The organism is Enterobacter cloacae complex sp. SHL020 (genome assembly GCF_049236945.1).
Taxonomy (GTDB): Bacteria; Pseudomonadota; Gammaproteobacteria; order Enterobacterales; family Enterobacteriaceae; genus Enterobacter; species Enterobacter dykesii.
The window spans coordinates 48631-66270 of sequence record NZ_JBMKJF010000002.1; the positions used below are offsets into that span (position 1 = coordinate 48631).

The window sequence follows — 17640 nt, forward strand, 5'->3', positions numbered from 1 at the left end:
TGTAAACTGTTTCTGCATTTTTCTACCAAGTAATAATATTGTATGAGAAATCATGCTGGGAATTCTCACGATCTAATTATGACGTTAATCGTAATGGCTGTGAGGGAATCTTTAAGTAAAACAAGGCTCTATTAATGAAAATATATAAAGGAAAGTTAAGTGACAAAGAGGAAAAATTGCTTGTTACATTGTTGGCTCGTACAAAGATGTCCGAATCATGTCCAGTTGCATACCGGTTTATTAAAATCACTGATTCGCAGGGGCTGGAGTCGACATGTGTACTTATTCCTGCTTTGGCACTTGTCAGTGTATTAGAGTTAAAGAAAACATTATTAAAATGTGGGCATAATCCCAATGTAACTAAAGAATACTGGAGTCGGGCGCATCAGGAGGTCGTTAAGGAAACGGATAAGGTAATCACACTGTGCTATAAGCCTGGTTTTTATGGTGATGCTTATTTGCGTGCTAATGATAAAGTCGTTGGTGAGATAAAAGGAGATAAACCAATATTACACCCCAGCGCAAAAAATCATTTACCAGTTGAGGATAAACAGCAGACATTAAAATTATGGAAAATGAATGTCGCTCCATACGCGCTACATAGCTCGCGCATTATGCTGGCTCTGTGCTGCGGATTTTCTGGCTTTCTCCTTAAGCTTTCAGGTATGGAAGGGGGCGGGTTTCATTTATGGGGGATGAGTAGTATAGGAAAAACCTCCAGTGCCTACATGCTGGCGTCATTAGCAGGATCGCCAAAAGACATTGTCGTACTGTGGAACAATACGGATAAAGGGCTTGAGGAGATTGCCGTGGCCCATAACGACAGCTACCTGGTTCTCGATGAGTCGAAGCTGTTAGATAAAGACGTACTGGCAGCCGCTAAAATCATGCAGAACCGCGTGTATACGTTATCGGGTGGTAAAGGGAAAACACGCTCTGCAATGTATGAGAACAAAGTTGCTGAATGGCAGGTAAGTATTTTCAGTACGGGTGAGTGCAGCCTTCAACAACTTGCTGCTTCCGGGAACGTTGAGCGCCTTGAAGGCGAAAATGTGCGTGTAATCGACGTTAATGCAGATGCTGGTGCTGAAATGGGGATCTTCGAATCACTGCCAGATGGTATTAATTCTAGCAACGAACTTGTTCATGCGATCAAGGATGCAACTCACCGATATTGCGGTAGTGCCAAACCTGCCTTTCTCAAGCGCCTGGTAGCGGATATTCAGGATGATCGTTAGAGTGTGAAACGGAAGCTCGAAAAAGGGATTGAGTTCTTTCTGAATAAGCACAAGGTAGATCGTAACTCCGGCATTCAGGTACGTATTGCCAAACGTTTTGCCATCGCTTATGTAGCAGGTTCCATGGCTGTGAAATATGGTGTTTTACCCTTTACAAAGCAGGATGTGATGAAGGGGATCTCAACCTGCTACCTAGACTCCCTTGAGGTGGTTTTATCTGAACCTGAGGTAATGAAGTCACCATTAGGTCGTTCGTTTGATGCAATTATTGATTTTTGCAAAAAGGATGATCTTTTAAATCTGATTGGAAATGATCGCGTAACCCAAACGGCGATTAAAAAGGCACCGGTCATTATCCACAAAGTTAAAGGACGTATGGTATATGCAGTTGATAAGGATCTGGTACATAACTGCTTGCCGAAATCTCAGCGCAAAGGCATCCTGATGCTATTAACCAAGCAAGGGGTATTATTATCCGATACGAATAAGGAGTACAGTACTATTCAGATTATCTATAAGCGTAAGCAAGTTGGTCGTCGCTACTGTTTTGTATGCAGCAAGTTCGATAAGTTTATGACAGAATAGTTTTACAGCATGGTAAAGGTTAAATGGAGTGGCTGATAACCACTCCATTTTTACCTCAAAACATTTCTTCGCCATCACGCAAAGCTACGATTCCCAGATACAGGCAAATTGGCACGGTTTTGCGATAGGCTGGGCCTTGCAGATCATAAGCAATCCATGCTCCAGATATAGCCCATAGAATGGGTCCTAAGCTATTAATCCAGGGGTTACGCTTGAGTAACTCTTTGACGAGTTGTTTCGCCGCCTCCCTTCCAATCATCTGAGCGATGAGACTGACGATAATGGTTTCTACGATCCCAAGTGCAATTTTGGGACCAAGGATCTGAAATACAATAGGCAAAATTGCCACTTTGCCATTCTTTTTGATATGGGAGATTATCTCCTCTCTGTCAATATCACCTACTCCCAGCTCATTGAAACATTTTGATAATTCTTCTGGCGTCTTGCTTAATAGTTCCTTCTCAACAACGGAGAGCACCAGCTTTTCAAGTTTTGATTCTATCGAGCCGCCGACTTTAACATTGACCTTTAGTTTTTTGCATACATCATCAATGATCTCCGTGGCTGGAATAGAACCTTCCCCATTAATTAAATGCCTCTTCAGATAAGCCAAATCGGAAGAACCGAAGTATTTTATTTGTGTGTCAATAAGTGATATTAATTCAGCATGCAATGCTGGGTTGTTTTGATATGTAGATAATAGTGTTTTTCTGCGCTTATCGTTTGTGAAAGATACATAGCTATCCAGAGTGGCCGATATGTAGTTAAAGTCTTCCACAGTACATTTCTCTAAAACTCCCTTCATATTTGCTCGCTTTTTAAGTTAAAAATCTTTTAGGTTAATATTGAAATAAGGCGTCAATATCAGTTCTTCAAATAAATCATATTCGTGGTGCGGAACCTTAACAAAGGTAGAGTTGTGATTAGGTGTCCACCATTTCTCGACACCATAATATGCTTCTCTGGCATTAGCTTTGTGAATCAGCCGGAATGGCCTGTCCATCCAACCATCACTGTGTTTTGTGAAGTAGTTAACCGGACCAGTGAACTGACCAAGCAGGTATACACCCTGATTACCGTGGGTCAGGTAGAAGTAATCACCAATCGGAGCGTTTACAAACTCCTCTGCCTGGCTGACGGAAGACTGCCCTTTACCAGCGGTCGTGCGGTGAATGTAGACGAGCTTTTCATCAATACATTCGACCATATCCAGGAATGAGAACTCCTTCCAGCCATGTGACAGCTTCCAGAAATTGGGCATCAAATCGGTATTCATAGGCCTCTTAACCTTACGTTGTAAGTGATCGCAATCTGTTGAAATGCGGATCGATTGTGATGACTATTCTGTCGCTGAATACCCATAATCGCAACAAGGTTTGTTGATGAGCTTTTCGCTGAAATCGTTCAAAGAGGATATCGGGAGGGTATGTAGATGCGTTAACTCGCCTAGTTGCTGAAAATGGGTGATCAACACTACTCAGCACTGGTAGGCTAACAATGGTGAAAACATTTGGCGCTTTGAAAAAAGTGATTTAGTGATTGCGGCTTTGTAGGCGAGCCTGGTCTCTGGCTGTGCAATTCTGCATTCAGCTCTGAGCTGGGTTGCGGTTCTTCACCAGCAATTCATCCCTAAGCAAGGGGGCAGTCCGCTTCGTCATCAGCCTATTGTACGGAGACCAGCCCGGCAGATTCAGAGGCCAATTACTTCACTGATTAATCGGTTAACAGGCAGAACTGAAATGAGTGACCTGCAAAAAACACCCTTCCAGATCGCCCAACGTTGCCGGATTTTGACCTAGTAGACCGGCTAACTACCGCAGCTGTTTAGTGTCACATCTGCACCTCGTACAATGGTAGGAGAAAACCACCGATGGTTTTTCCTGACTCTGCCAATTGCAAGGAGCGGCGGTTTTGAGCAAAGTCGAGGTATCAAAAGATCAAATTCCAGAATGTGTACATGTGCCTATAACCGCTATTGAATATCACCGGGAGGAGGTTGTACCGCTTAATAACCGGTAACGTTTTACGTATCCGCTAATCCCATTCTGGCCAAGCTGATATTTATTCGCTATTTGCGTCTACAAGGTATATAGACGTATCTATTATACTCTGTATACACTCTATCTCTATATTACTGTATATATGTTATTACATACTATAGCCATTATCCAGTATCAGCTATCATGAGGCTCCAGCCCCCAATGTTATGATCATTATCTAGCATCTGAACCTTGTTGGGTTCACATATGATTTGCGTAATTCAGTTGTAAATAAATGAGGTCAGGGCATGGTGCTTTGATCTCAATATACAGGTGAATTATGAAACCATACATTACGCATAACAATATCCTTGTGACAGATTCAACGCTGGACTATTTCAAGTCGGTCGTTTTTAGTATTCCTTATAATGGTGTGCCAAGTCTTCGGCGTCCATTTTATCGTAATATAGCAGTATTTCTTCAGCATGTTATTTGTGTGTCGACCTGTAGTCGTAAAAATAAGAAAAAAGCAAAGATTAAGGCGAGTAAAAAATGGTCTTATTCTGTGCCAGTACCATTTGAGCTGGGTAGGGATAAACTTCCTGGAGTATTTAAGAAAAGTGGACCGACGCATGAACGTGCAATGGAGGCACTGGCAAGCGCGGGAATCATTAAACTAACCGGGTATTCCAATGCTCAAAGTTCTTGCCGGGAATATGCGGTTTCTCAACGTTTCCTGCGTAAGTTGTTTGGCAACGACCGCGAGGCATACCTTAGCCGTAAGGATCGCTACCATTATCTGACTGATATTTTCACCAAGCGTAAAAGTTACTCATTTGATGAATTGATCGGCGTTGCGATCGACCGTGGGCAGAATGCTAAACATCAGCAGTCTAAACGCGATATCCCTAACGCTGCTTTCAGGGAACGGGTTGTGAGTGTCTGGAACAACCTTGAGCCGCTTGAAATCAATCTGGATGCACTACTTGCTTATTATCGCAAACATTCCACGAAGAAGAACAAAATATTCATTTTCAACTTTCTGTCGCGACTGGCTGAAACAGGCGTGGATTTGGTGAAGGAATCACCGCTAACGGTTTCTTACAGGCAGTCGTATAAAACAGCGTGCATCGGCGGGAGATCCTTTGAGGTTGGCACTGGCTTCCAGACTCTACCGTCTAAAATGAAGTGGGCGTGTCTGGCACGTGGTGTGAACTATGACATCAAGGGATGCCAGCTTGAGATACTGCGACATGAGCTGTTGAGTATTGGCATTTCGGCCAAGTCGCTGGAGGTGTTGGAAACTCAATATATCTGCCGTGTATTACGTGTTGCTGAAGAACTCGTGAAACAATTCAGGTTTTCTAGCGTATTCAACGCCGGGTTCGTTACGCTATCGCTTAAATCCAGTACCCGACGCTTGCTGAATCGTGAGCTAGGTAAGGTCGAGGCTGAACGGGTACTTAAACGCTGGAAGCACCTTCTGAAACCCCTGAGGCGAGATCTGGCTTTACTGCTGGATCATTATGAAGGCACTGCTAAAACCAATCGTTACGGTAAATGCGTTACCAACGCGGTAAGGCAATCTTTCAACATTACCTAGAAAGATGTGGCAGCGCGTAAACGCAGGAAGTCAGATGTGATGCGCCGGAAGTTGTTGTCGCACATGTTACAGGGACTGGAAAGTCAGGCTGTATACGATTACGTTGCCCGCCATAAGGGCGTTTGCGCACTGGAGCACGATGGGTTTGTTTCTTATGAAGAGGTAACGGACTGGTCCCATCCATACCTTTTGATTGATAAAAAACACTAAGGGCTATTCAGTTAGCTGAGTGTCATCACCAGTTGATAAACTAAGCTTGGTGTCCTCTTGTTCAAGGATCAACATAGCCAGATATAAGTAACGTTTGCCCTTAGATATAGTCATTCGCACCCTGAGAATTACCCTTTGAAGGGATTCACGTTATGCGCTTACTGATTACGAATATGAGCGAGAATCTTGTGATGATCGCCGCTTTTCTTTCGATCTAGTATCCCCACAAGACTGAACCCGACAGTGCGAATAGCCGACTGGTTGGCAAACCGGGTCAGTGAATTGCTGCCTTAACTGGAAATAGCAGTGCAAGCAGCAATCAAAAGCAGAAATCACAAGCCTAGGTTGTAAGAAAAAAACGAAGATTGTCAGGCAAGCGTTCCCGGTGTGAGTGTAGGCTTTGGACAATAACTCTGAGACGGCATCCTGGCCGCCATAGAGTCAAGGGAATTCACTCGATTGTTAATCATCAGTAACAAGCAATGATTCAACGCGAGTTAGAGCCATATTCCATTCGCGTTCAATCATTAACCAAAGCTCATCTTCTAGCTGCTTTTTCTCTGGATTTTTAAACCAGTTTCCACTATGCGAAATAATTCTACCTTTGTAACCACTCCCTAGTCCCCATTCTCTCTGACAACTGACCCAAAAATCTCTATCCTGCCTAAGTTCTTCACGGAAGGAGGTTTGACCCATGATCTGAATTTTAGCGAGCAACTCATCATAGGCTGTCTGAAGTAAGCGCTGGGATTGTCCAAGTAACTCGGCTGCTTCTTCAAGATCAGGAGTTACAGCCATGTTCTGACAAATTTCAGTAAAACCTAATACCGCAGAATGAAGTGATTGAACCGCTATTTTCCTAGCTCCATATCCTAGATGATGACCGAAGTTTAAGTTATACCAGTCTCCATCTCGGTTGACGGAGGCTCTTATTGTCGCAGCGTAAGCGTAACCCAGTTGCTCAATAAGACTGTCTTGGACACGCAGACTTAAATGCTCCGGCATGCGATGGCGATTTATCCAAGTTCGAAGTTGTTGCGCTGCTTGACGAATAACTTCTTGGGTTTGTGCCTGTTGGTAGTTCTGCAGAAGAACTTTGGCATTGTCGATGATTTCATTCATTTGTTGACCGAAAGACAATCGAACATTATTCAATTGATCTGATAGAAAAGATTGGAATAATGCAGGGTCATCCTGCCGGGAATCAAAGAAACCCACACCTAATTCTGATAAACCAAGAGGGGCTAAACTCATAGAAATTTGCTCATGCTTTAATTCATACCCCTCTTCAACATTCTCTACTTTCATTCCCACTTCATCTTTTACTTCAAGCGCTTCACCGGAACGAGGCAGGACTAATAGAGCTGCTTTATGATTAAGATCGCGAACACCAGCATCTTTGGCTCGCTCTAGCAGTAACCTGGCCTCCGCTGCTGGGGCATTGTTAAAGCCAGAACAAAGGATTGCCAGTGTATGAGGGTCATAAAGCAGGCCTTCAAGGTCAGATCTTGCCGCGGTGCGATCAATGCCTTTAGTATCAATGAAACGAACCGACAGGTCATTAATATGAAGCAACTGCTCCGGTACAATTACCTCAATACGAGCAGGGAGTGTAAACTCCGGATGGCGTCCATTATTAACTTCCTCAAATGTATCTTTTAACCAATTTAAAGGCTGTTTTCCTGTGCTGGCATCGTACCAGACATCCCGACGGTCACGGCGAGGCAGTTCCATTCTGGAAAGTATTTCGACAACAACCTCGCGGGTGCTTCCATATGTTTTTGCTAGTTCTTTAGCTTCATCGCTACGGACCATTTTTCCGTCTCCTCCCTTGCTTTTACTAATGCGTAATCCTGCAAGGTTACGAATAGCCCTTTCGATTTCTTTTGAAATGCCTTGTGACTCTTCTCCGGTAATGCCTTGAGAAGCAGTTCCTTTTATATAATCTGCAAAATCGGAGACATGTGCGCGAATAGCATCATCTGATGTTGGTTCGATTAGAAGACCGTAACCTGGCCCCTGTCTTAGATGTACTTCACAAACAGTAATACCGCCAGCACCAGCCTCAAGCACGGGGGCCAGAGGGCTTGTTTCAGTTACTGATACCTCAAGACCTGTGAGTCTGCAGATTGCAGTGGATTTGCCAATCCCAATACTTCCTATAAAAGCAACCTGATGCTCGCGTTTAAGCAACAGGCTAGCTGAAGCCTTTAGCTCATCTACGTAAGTCGATAGACGGCGTTCAAAAGCATGTTTAGTATCGGGCCTTTGCGCTAATGCTAATAACTGTTTAGCTACTTCTTCTGCTGACCACAAAAGATCTTGATCTGGATGATCTAAGCTTGGACGTTCGATCACCTGCCAGTTTCGCTCTATAATTGTGCGAAGTCTTAGGGCCTCAGGTGTATCTATAGCCCCCAATAGCATGGATAGCTCGCCCGCATCAACCGAACGATCTCCACTTTCAATACGAGATAAAACGGCAGCACTCCAAGTTACCTTGCGGGCAAGTTCAGCTTGTTTCATACCGGCACGTTCACGAACAAGTGTTAAATGTTGGCCCAACTCTAATGGTGAAATATTTTTTGTCATCATAGTGCTCCATTTTAAGTTCTGAGACTATGCAGCAACGTTTCATGCAAATCAATATTATTTGATGAATCGTTGCTGTTGCGTTGCTGTTATTTTATTAAGAATTTGAAAAATAATGATTTTATATGGTAGCGTTTGCTTGTACTACCGTAAAGATGTATCGCTTAACTCTGAATCGTATGTTGTTACTAATCCAACTCACTGAACGACGATATTGTGAATTATTCAAGTCTCACAAATTGGATAGGGTTACTGTAAATTACCTGTATCTTTTCATGATGTTATGGTGTACTCTTGGATATAATGAGCACAACTGTACCCTGAGTTAATTGACAATATGAAGCAAGAAACGATCGTTCAAAAAATTTGGAATCTCTGTAACATACTAAGAGGTGATGGTATCACCTATTATCAGTATGTTTCTGAACTAAGTTATCTGCTTTTTCTGAAGATTGCTCAAGAAAATGGTTCAGAGAAGCTGATACCTCAAGGTTATCGATGGGCCGATCTAGAGTCTCATACAGAGGAAGGATTATTAGGTTTTTATCAGGAAATGCTCACCCACCTAGGCGCGCATGTTAAAAATGAAGTCATAAGAGAGATTTACGCATTCCCTACAACTGTTTTCTCCCATTCTGAAAATTTAAAAGCCGTTATAGATGGTATTTCAAAAATAGAGTGGCACCAAGTAGGCAAAGATAGATTTGGCGACCTCTACAGCGGCTTAATTGATAAGAGTGCTCAGGATACTCGTTCGGGGGCTGGACAGTATTTCACTCCACGCTCTTTAGTTAACACTATAGTGCGGTTAATACAGCCTAAGTGTGGCGAATTAATTCAGGACCCCGCAACAGGAAGTGGCGGCTTCTTAATTTCTGCTGATAGCTTTATTCGGACTAAGTATTCAAGAGAAAAATACAATTCTAACCCTCCTAAATATCAAGGGGTGGAGATAGAGAAAAATACTCGTCGAATTTGCTTAATGAATACTTTTTTGCATGATTTAGATGCAAATATTATTTATGGTGATGCACTGACTGATGACGTTGCCGGGTTGGACAAAGCCGATATCATCGTAGCCAACCCCCCTTTTGGCAATAAAGCAGGGGGGCAACGCCCTTTACGCAACGATATTCCATTCCCAAATACAAATAAGCAACTAGCTTTTTTACAGCATATTTATTTGGGGCTTAGAGCTGGTGGACGGGCTGCTGTAGTATTACCAGATAACGTACTGTTTGAATCTGGTGTCGGTACCGATGTACGCCGCGACTTAATGAATAAGTGTAATCTCCATACTATCTTGCGCTTGCCTACCGGTATCTTTTACGCACAAGGTGTCAAAACTAATGTCTTGTTCTTTACCAAGGGCTCCGACAAAGACAAATATCAGCAAGAGAACTGTACCAAGAATGTCTGGGTATACGATCTACGAACCAATATGCCAAGTTTTGGTAAGCGCACACCCTTTGGTAATCCCGACATTGGCTTTGCACCAGAGGACTTTGGCATAGACCCACACCTTGGCGCATTTGAGAAAGTGTTTGGTGACAGCCCTGATGGAACCAGCAAGCGTACAGAAGGTGAATATAGTTTTGGTGCTCAAGATACTGAAGTAGATGAAGATGCCGTAGATGAAAATCAGGACATTGATGATTATCTCGCCCATTCTCGCTGGCGCAGCTTTAGCCGTGAGTGGATTGCCAACAACAAAGGTGACTCACTGGATATCTCTTGGTTGAAAGATAGCAACAGCGTAGATGCAGCTGGTTTACCCGAACCGGACATATTGGCACGGGCGGCAAAAGAAGAATTGGAAGCTGCACTTAGTGAGCTGAATTGTTTGCTGGTCGCATTGGAAGGGGCTGAATAATGGTTGCGACTTCTCTACCATGGCTGACAGTTCAGCTCGGTGACGTAGTTCCCTACGGTAAAACTGAAAAATGTGAATTATCTGACGTTACAGGCGACACTTGGATACTTGAGCTTGAAGATATAGAAAAAGATAGCTCGAAGATCATTCAACGGTTAGATGCAAGTGCACGACCATTTAAAAGCACAAAAAATAAATTCAATAAAGGAGACGTTCTTTACGGAAAACTACGACCTTACTTAAATAAGGTTGTTATTGCGGATAACTCAGGGGTTTGTTCGACTGAAATCATTCCTCTAAATGCTGAACCGTATATTGACAATCGGTATCTTTTTTATTGGTTAAAAAGTGACGTTTTTTTAGACTTTGTAAACTCTGTAAGCTACGGTGTGAATATGCCTCGGCTGGGGACTAAGGATGGATTAGTTGCCCCATTTATTTTAGCTCCGTTAGCTGAACAAAAAGTTATCGCCGACAAACTTGATGCCCTTTTGGTGCAGGTAGAAGTCATTAAGGCCCATCTCGAACGTGTCTCAACAATCATAAAAACCTTTCGTCAATCAGTTCTTACTGCCGCTATAAGTGGCAGATTGACGAATGATTGGCGAGAATTAAATAAACAAAGCCTTGACATGTGGAAGCATGGAGCTCTCGGTGATTTTGTTGAAAAACCCACTTACGGCTCATCAGCTAAATCTCAGCCTGAAGGCCTCGTGCCTGTATTGAGAATGGGAAATTTACAAGATGGTAAGATTGACTGGGCAAACTTAGCTTATACATCAGACCCAGAAGAAATAAAAAAGTATAAGCTGTCTGCTGGTGACGTACTTTTTAATCGTACAAATAGCCCTGAGTTAGTTGGTAAAACCTCGATTTTCCGGGGGGAAAGAGATGCTGTATATGCTGGCTATTTAATCCGAATCAAATGCAAAGAAAATTTGAATCCTGAGTTTTTGAATTACCTTTTAAATAGTCAAGATGCCAAAGATTATTGTTATCAAGTAAAGTCTGACGGTGTAAGTCAGTCAAATATCAACGCTCAAAAACTTATAGCATATACAATTAGTGTTCCGTCAATGGTAGAACAAACGGAAATTGTCCGCCGCATTGAAGAGATTTTCTCGTTTGCAGATAACATCACACAAAAAACTAGTGTCGCATTAGAACGAGTAAATAAGCTAACTCAATCTATTCTGACTAAAGCTTTTCGCGGTGAACTCACTGCTGATTGGCGCACCGCCAACCCAGAGTTGATCAGAGGTGATAACAGCGCTAAAGCCTTGCTTGAAAAAATTCAGGTACAGCGTAAAGCTATCGTAAAACAACCTAAGACTTCTATTAAAAGGAAGGCTGGTAGCCGTATGAGCAAAAAAATCATCAAAGTTGTTGAAGCGTTAAAACATGCTGGAGAGCCGCTTAGTGGCCAACAATTATTAGCTGCGGCAGGCTACCCCAGCGACAGTAGCACCGAGCAACTGGAGCAGTTCTTTTTAGATATTCGTGATTCTCTTGTAATCGAAGAGTCTATTGTAAAACTTGATCGCGGTGACGATAGCCAAGATTGGTTCGCTTTGGCTAAATTACCAATAAATAGAGCAAAGAATTAAGGATAGTCCATGAAAGTCGACAAACTGCATATTCGTACACGTTTCAAAAATCTTGAAAATGTGAAAGTGGACTTTGATGAAGACCACCTAATGACAGTTGTGGTAGGTCGTAATGGTTCCGGTAAATCCAACGTTCTTGAAGCTTTGGTAGCGATATTCCGCAATCTTGATTTAGGAGAAGCCCCAACGTTTTCTTATGAGTTGTACTTTCAACTTGGTGAAGAGGGCGGTATCAAGTGGTATGACGTAAAGGTTGATGCGGACCCAAATCGCGGAACGTTAGCAAAGCAATATCAAGTTTCTGTCAAAGATAAACACAATAGCAAAGCAGACTTCAAGCCCATTCCTTTCTCTAAAGTGAAGCGTGATAGGAGAACTAAGCAAGCAGAATTTCTTCCTAACTTTCTGTTTGCCTATTACTCCGGCCCATCAGATCGTTTAGAGAAATATTTTAGAAAGCATCGTGATGACTATTATCGAGAGCTGCTCTATAACAACCTAGACTTGAGGGCTGATATTCGATCACTATTTTATGCAAAGTCTCTTCATAGCCAATTTGTTTTGATGGCTTTTTTTCTTAGCCCTGAGCTTAAAAGAGAACGTACATTTCTAGAAAAAGAACTTGGCATAGAAAGTCTTGATTCAATACATTTTGTATTGAGACGACCGGCATGGGAAAGAGACAAAGAGGACAGATTCTGGGGCGCTGATGGTGTTGTTCGTGAATTTATAGATCTACTTTATCCCCATGCTCTAGCTCCCGTGAAGGTGACTCGAAATGAGGATACTAGTCTCACAGGGAAAAATAAAAAAAATGACTTCATTCATATATTCCTGCCATCAGTTGAAACTCTGCATGAAATAGCCAAGCAGCTAACGCCGAGTATTTTCTTCAAGATGCTCGAAAGCACAGTTCTCTCTGAAATTATTTCTGAAGTTCATGTTCGAGTTAAGGTTACTTACGCTCAAAACCCAATTACATTCCAGGAACTCAGTGAAGGTGAACAACAGCTACTGACCGTGTTAGGCCTACTTAAATTCACTGGTGGTAAAGATTCCCTATTTTTACTAGACGAACCTGATACGCACCTTAATCCCTCATGGGCCGTTAAGTACCTTAAATTCCTGCGTGAATTCGTACCTAACCATGAGACCTGCCATTTGCTGATGGTAACACATCACCCACTAGCTATTGCTGAATTAGAGAAGCAGCAAGTTCAAGTAATGTGGAGGGACTCTAAATTTCAAGTACACGCGCAAGAGCCGGAGGAGAGCCCCAGGGGCATGGGCTATGGTGGAATTCTCACTAGTGACATGTTTGGTCTACGAACGACCTTAGATAACCCAACGGAACGTTTATTGCGATTGCGTCGTCGCTTTACTGAAAAATCTGAATTATCTCCTATTCAGGCTGGACGTCTAAAAAAAATTGATAAAGCGATTGAGGGGCTTGGCTTTACGACTGCACATTGGGATGAAGAATACGCTCAGTATTTACGTGTACGTAGAGAAGTCGAAATAGAATCTGAAGCTTTCAACGTTACGCCTGAACTTAAACGTTTACGGAAAGAACGTGCCAAAGCGATTGTTCAACGTATGCTTGCTGCAGAACGGGAAGAGAACAATAAATGAGGCATTTAGACATTGATTTCAATCAGCTCCAATTGCCTGATGGATGGCATAAGAAATCACAGGAACTGTTGGACTCACTTAAAGCGGCGCAAAACGATGTACAACGCTCAGAGATTATTAAGAGAAATCAGGATCACTGGAAAGCAGTGAAACACGTTTTGGAGTCTTTGTTCAATTATAAGTGTTGGTACACAGAGGCTCCACAGCAAGGGACGGATGTTGACGTCGATCATTTTCGTCCTAAAAAGCGCGTGCAAGAAACGCTATCGACTGCAGAGCCTCATGAAGGTTACTGGTGGCTGACATTCTCCATTCAAAATTATCGTTGCAGCTGTATTGTTGCGAATCGTCGAAGAACTGATGTAAAAACTGGGGTAACAGGCGGTAAAGCCGATCACTTTCCCCTGTGTGACGAAGGTATGAGAGCAAGAACTCCAGATTGTGATTTGGAAGAGGAGCAACCAATATTACTGGATCCATTAAAGGCTACTGACGTGCAATTACTACAATTTAAACCGGATGGGGAAGTTATGCCCCGATTTTCTAAGGAAAAGCATGCCCGTAAGTTTATGCGTGCCGACCAGTCAATTTTATTTTACAACCTAAATCATTCAGACTTTGTACGTTGCCGTATGGAACTACGAGATCAAATAGATAGGGAAGTCAACGCTGCCAAAAGATACTTTAACAAACTGGAGACAGGTGATGCGGACAACGACTTCGCATATGAACAGACTATTTGCCGTTTAATGGACATGACAAGTAAAAGAGCACCATTTTCTAGTTTTTGTATCGCTTACTTGGATGGGTTCAAACATAAGCCGGAATATGAAGGCGTACTTGATGCTGTCTATTTATAAATTTCGTTAGGTTTGGCTAGTTAGCACAGTAATGACTAGAGAACATAGATAATTCCAGTCCATAAGTAATGCCATCATTGAACACATGGAGGCGTTTGAGAAACATCTGGTTGCTTATCGGCTCATGGGATGCTGTGTGTTATTGGAGGGATGGAAAAACAGAGGGATTATAGCGCTGGATGAGCACGGTAAATAATATTAGTAAAATCAGATTGTTACAAAGGTGTGGGTTAAAATGTAGTTTTAATGCTCTGGTGGAAAATAATCGTTATTAAACAGCAATAACACACCAATGCATAAGGTGTTTGGCCTCATGGTTCGTTGTGGCGTTACCTATTTCCTACTAAAACTAACCTCGACAACATTATCAGGGACATCATTATTGGGCTGAATTATTTTATGCTCAATGAAATCCCCCCATCTTAGAAACAGGTTCCGCAATTTCTCTGCTTGCTGACCAACTTGATAAGTTCTGATCAAGCGGTCTTTAGGGATGTGATTTAGAAGTAACTCGATCAAGCGCTCAGGCGCATCCAGATATTCCGCGCAACCAGTGGCAACTGTTCGGCGTAGGTCGTGTGGAGAAAATGGGGCCGTTTCTGCCATGTATTTTGTTCTCAACCGTTCGAGAGCTCGAGTTGTGGCATCACCAGTGATGGGGAATCCTGGTTTGCTGAGAGATTCGAATACCCAAGCCCCTGTTGAAATGATGCGCTGTGTTTTCAGTAGGGCTATAGCAAACGGGTGCAAGGTCACAATATGACTTTTACCGTTTTTGGTTTCAGGTATTGTCCAGTGATCGCCATTAATTTGCTCCCAGCGCATATTTACTGCTTCAGAACGACGAACTCCCGTGAAAATAATGAGGCGTAATGCATTGGCAACAGCTTGGGAAAGGATAACGCTGGATGCGATACCTTGCCCTCCTGTGGCAATAGAACCACCACCATTTCCAGCTTCTTCCAATGCTTTCCATAACATTTGCAACTCGTCTTGCTGCAACCACCTCTCACGTGGTTTACCCATTGAGGCTCCAAACATCGCAGGCTTGAGTAACCGTGCTGGATTATGATCAATAAACCCCTGTAATGTTGCGTGATCAAGAGTCATGTTGAGCAAGATCAAACCTTTACGAACACCTTCAGCGCTGGTTTTTCTTACCCTAATGAGGTGTTCATAGATTAATGCTCGTGTTAAATCACAGACCCTTACTGAACCTAAACCTTTTTCCAGATGACGACGAAATGTTCCCTCGTAATCTGACAGGGTACGTGCACCAATGGGCTTGCTTTCCGCTCTGAAGGCCAGCCAGCTTTCCCACAATTGGGAAAAAATAGGCATTTGTTCGTTTTGTTGTTTTGTTGTTTTTCGAACGTAGCGTGGATCAATCCCTTGCTTAACCAGCTCTACTGCTTCTGCATGCGCTTCACGCGCTTGAGCCAGCGTCATCGCAGGATAAGCACCCAAGGTGATTTTGATTTGTTTACCATTGAGGTAAGGGCGATACAGCCAGCTCTTTGTTCGACTCCCTGATCGGGATTCAACTGATAATCCTGAACCGGCTTTTGACTTAACGCAGACGACAATACGTGCTTTCCCTTCGTCTGGTGTCAGGTTTGCTACCTGTCTGTCTTGGGTGAGCATAGTTGCCATTTTGAACTCATCTCGCGTACTTGTTGGCGTACTTAAATAGCATAATATAGAGTGAGGTTATATGGAACAAAATGAGACGGTGAATTTGTTAATTTATTGATATTAGTCATTAATTATAATGAGTGTGAAATGTGGTGAGACATTGTGAAAACGGTTGTTTTTGTTTTCGTAATGCGAATGTCGTAGGTTCGACTCCTATTATCGGCACCATTCAATCATATCTCAAAGTCAACTCAAGTTCACTGAGACCTATTATAATCGGCACCTTCCAGCTCTCGATTGTATTCTGACGACCACTGACACACCGCAAAGTTTACATGCATATGGGGTACATTTGGGGGGATATGCTGTTCTGTCTTATGGATATACCCCCTATGAAAGATGGCGCCCGCCAGGTTGACACAGTAAAGCCAAAAGATAAACCTTACAAACTCTGTGATGACGGGGGGACTTTACCTTTTGGTTAACCCTAATGGAAAACGCTATTGGGGACTTAAATACCGTGTTGCCGGTAAGGAGAAGTTGCGTGCTTCTGGGGTTTATCCCGACGTGACTTTGGCTGAAGCTCGTAGTAAACGTTAAGAGGCTAAAAGGAGCATTGCTGGTGGGATTGCTCCCAATGTAGCGAAGAGAGAAGAGAACTAGCCCGAGAGGTTAGTGTCCGAAACATCTTTCAGGAAATCGTTTGTTAGTGGCACGCCAGTAAGCTTTATAAATGGTCTGAGGGATATGCTTCGGACATTATGGAAGCTCTCAATAAGACGTGTTCCCTTCTGGAACACCAGCAGGCGTATTTTACGCATGGCGGGAACGTTATCTCAGCCTGGCAAAATGGGCGCAGAATGTTATTCGTTTTGGCCGTATGTCAGAATTTTTTCACCGGAAAGCTCTCCGGATGAAGTTATGACTCAGCGAGGGGGCATTCCCTGTTAATTTTTACAGCAGAACTGGGAACATCAAAGTCATCTCAATCCGGAAGCCAGGCATTTTTTATCCCACTGAATGCGAGTGGTTTGCTTTGTATCCGAGAATTTATTTAAGTTAGGATTAATTATGACCTCATGAATTGTGTTAATGAACCAACTTTTTTACTTTAAACGAATTAAAATATAAAATATAAAATATAAAATATAAAATATAAAATATAAAATATAAAATATAAAATATAAAATATAAAATATAAAAAATAAATGCATGCCCATAATAATGATTGGTCAGCATCTGCTATTGCTATGCTTTCATTAAGTAAAGCCAAAAGATAAAATTCTTTTATGCTGTTGTTATGTGACTAATGCAAAAAAGTGACAATTCTGTATGGCTATAAATTGGGGTTTAATAAAAATTTTTATATTCCAATAAGTTATATATTTAAGGGGGGCTTGCCATAGATCCCAATTTGGACTCGATATTCATTTGAGTTTCTGCGCCTTAAGGCTATGCTTAAGAGCATTATCTGATATCGTATAAAAGGTTCAACGGGAGATTTATGCAAACCGTGATTAACTTAAAAACGGAAAAACAGACGCTTATTGTCCTCCACTCCTTTGAGGAGTTTAAAAAATGGTATTTGCGTTTTTTTGATCTGAGTATCTTTGCCGAAGGTGAAGTGAGTGCCCTTCTGAATGAGGGGAAACCTGAGCATTATCCCTGTATACCCCTGATCCTTGATAAGAATATGAATCTTATATTTTTTGATGCAACGTCTGTAAACTGCTGGTGCGAACAGTTGAAGTCCATCACTTTAAAACATAAGCATTAAGTTGATAAATGCAAAACCTGTGCTATATATTATACCTACTGGCTTGTTT

Annotated in this window: 12 protein-coding genes and 1 pseudogene; 9 read left to right on the forward strand and 4 right to left on the reverse strand. The window is 42.4% G+C overall.

Going from position 1 to position 17640, the window contains the following annotated elements:
* Positions 1 to 134: 134 nt before the first annotated feature.
* Together ACOTZB_RS05330 and ACOTZB_RS05335 are read left to right on the forward strand one after the other, a co-directional pair.
* A complete protein-coding gene (locus ACOTZB_RS05330; protein WP_421626636.1) occupies positions 135 to 1238 on the forward strand; it encodes a DUF927 domain-containing protein in 1104 nt (367 codons plus the stop codon).
* Positions 1239 to 1241: 3 nt separating this feature from the next.
* The gene (locus ACOTZB_RS05335; protein WP_421626637.1) at positions 1242 to 1823 is read left to right on the forward strand and encodes a hypothetical protein; all 582 of its coding nucleotides are present in this window, start codon (positions 1242 to 1244) and stop codon (positions 1821 to 1823) included.
* 55 nt (positions 1824 to 1878) lie between these two features.
* Here the strand turns inward: ACOTZB_RS05335 and ACOTZB_RS05340 are convergent, their stop codons facing one another.
* Both ACOTZB_RS05340 and ACOTZB_RS05345 read right to left on the reverse strand, forming a co-directional pair.
* Positions 1879 to 2601 (reverse strand): hypothetical protein, encoded by a 723-nt coding sequence (locus ACOTZB_RS05340; RefSeq protein WP_239658676.1) that lies wholly within the window; start codon positions 2599 to 2601, stop codon positions 1879 to 1881.
* 45 nt (positions 2602 to 2646) lie between these two features.
* Entirely contained in the window at positions 2647 to 3099 is a 453-nt protein-coding gene (locus ACOTZB_RS05345; protein WP_001090726.1) for a hypothetical protein, read from the reverse strand.
* A gap of 1043 nt (positions 3100 to 4142) precedes the next feature.
* On the opposite strand from ACOTZB_RS05345, the gene ACOTZB_RS05350 reads away from it, so the two are divergent.
* A complete protein-coding gene (locus ACOTZB_RS05350; RefSeq protein WP_421626638.1) occupies positions 4143 to 5405 on the forward strand; it encodes a hypothetical protein in 1263 nt (420 codons plus the stop codon).
* A gap of 672 nt (positions 5406 to 6077) precedes the next feature.
* On the opposite strand, the gene ACOTZB_RS05355 is transcribed toward ACOTZB_RS05350, so the two are convergent.
* Entirely contained in the window at positions 6078 to 8210 is a 2133-nt protein-coding gene (locus ACOTZB_RS05355) for a helix-turn-helix domain-containing protein (protein ID WP_421626639.1), read from the reverse strand.
* Between the two features lie 334 nt (positions 8211 to 8544).
* Here ACOTZB_RS05355 and ACOTZB_RS05360 point away from each other — a divergent pair, with 334 nt between their 5' ends.
* From ACOTZB_RS05360 to ACOTZB_RS05375, 4 genes are read left to right on the forward strand one after another with little or no spacing between them, the layout of a single operon-like run.
* Positions 8545 to 10080 carry an N-6 DNA methylase gene (locus tag ACOTZB_RS05360; protein ID WP_048979318.1) on the forward strand — a complete coding sequence of 512 codons (1536 nt, stop codon included), beginning with the start codon at positions 8545 to 8547 and terminating at the stop codon, positions 10078 to 10080.
* Positions 10080 to 11687, forward strand: coding sequence for a restriction endonuclease subunit S (locus ACOTZB_RS05365; RefSeq protein WP_421626640.1), 1608 nt, complete (start codon positions 10080 to 10082; stop codon positions 11685 to 11687). Before ACOTZB_RS05360 ends, ACOTZB_RS05365 begins: the two co-directional genes overlap by 1 nt.
* 9 nt (positions 11688 to 11696) lie before the next feature.
* The gene (locus ACOTZB_RS05370; protein ID WP_048979319.1) at positions 11697 to 13319 is read left to right on the forward strand and encodes an AAA family ATPase; all 1623 of its coding nucleotides are present in this window, start codon (positions 11697 to 11699) and stop codon (positions 13317 to 13319) included.
* Positions 13316 to 14179 carry a hypothetical protein gene (locus ACOTZB_RS05375; protein ID WP_048979320.1) on the forward strand — a complete coding sequence of 288 codons (864 nt, stop codon included), beginning with the start codon at positions 13316 to 13318 and terminating at the stop codon, positions 14177 to 14179. The genes ACOTZB_RS05370 and ACOTZB_RS05375 overlap by 4 nt, the downstream gene beginning before the upstream one ends.
* Before the next feature lie 333 nt (positions 14180 to 14512).
* Here the strand turns inward: ACOTZB_RS05375 and ACOTZB_RS05380 are convergent, their stop codons facing one another.
* A complete protein-coding gene (locus ACOTZB_RS05380; protein ID WP_421626641.1) occupies positions 14513 to 15832 on the reverse strand; it encodes a tyrosine-type recombinase/integrase in 1320 nt (439 codons plus the stop codon).
* Between the two features lie 374 nt (positions 15833 to 16206).
* On the opposite strand from ACOTZB_RS05380, the pseudogene ACOTZB_RS05385 reads away from it, so the two are divergent.
* Positions 16207 to 16593 (forward strand): annotated as a pseudogene (locus tag ACOTZB_RS05385) (tyrosine-type recombinase/integrase); the annotation flags it as partial.
* 725 nt (positions 16594 to 17318) lie between these two features.
* Positions 17319 to 17591, forward strand: coding sequence for a hypothetical protein (locus ACOTZB_RS05390; protein WP_047650388.1), 273 nt, complete (start codon positions 17319 to 17321; stop codon positions 17589 to 17591).
* Positions 17592 to 17640 lie beyond the last annotated feature (49 nt).

Excerpts from the sequence above, each read along its gene's own strand:
- ACOTZB_RS05390 (WP_047650388.1), top strand. The coding sequence starts at position 17,319 with ATGCAAACCGTGATTAACTTAAAAACGGAAAAACAGACGCTTATTGTC.
- ACOTZB_RS05360 (WP_048979318.1), top strand. The coding sequence starts at position 8,545 with ATGAAGCAAGAAACGATCGTTCAAAAAATTTGGAATCTCTGTAACATA.
- ACOTZB_RS05355 (WP_421626639.1), bottom strand. The coding sequence starts at position 8,210 with ATGATGACAAAAAATATTTCACCATTAGAGTTGGGCCAACATTTAACA.
- ACOTZB_RS05375 (WP_048979320.1), top strand. The coding sequence starts at position 13,316 with ATGAGGCATTTAGACATTGATTTCAATCAGCTCCAATTGCCTGATGGA.
- ACOTZB_RS05350 (WP_421626638.1), top strand. The coding sequence starts at position 4,143 with ATGAAACCATACATTACGCATAACAATATCCTTGTGACAGATTCAACG.
- ACOTZB_RS05345 (WP_001090726.1), bottom strand. The coding sequence starts at position 3,099 with ATGAATACCGATTTGATGCCCAATTTCTGGAAGCTGTCACATGGCTGG.
- ACOTZB_RS05380 (WP_421626641.1), bottom strand. The coding sequence starts at position 15,832 with ATGGCAACTATGCTCACCCAAGACAGACAGGTAGCAAACCTGACACCA.
- ACOTZB_RS05330 (WP_421626636.1), top strand. The coding sequence starts at position 135 with ATGAAAATATATAAAGGAAAGTTAAGTGACAAAGAGGAAAAATTGCTT.
- ACOTZB_RS05370 (WP_048979319.1), top strand. The coding sequence starts at position 11,697 with ATGAAAGTCGACAAACTGCATATTCGTACACGTTTCAAAAATCTTGAA.
- ACOTZB_RS05365 (WP_421626640.1), top strand. The coding sequence starts at position 10,080 with ATGGTTGCGACTTCTCTACCATGGCTGACAGTTCAGCTCGGTGACGTA.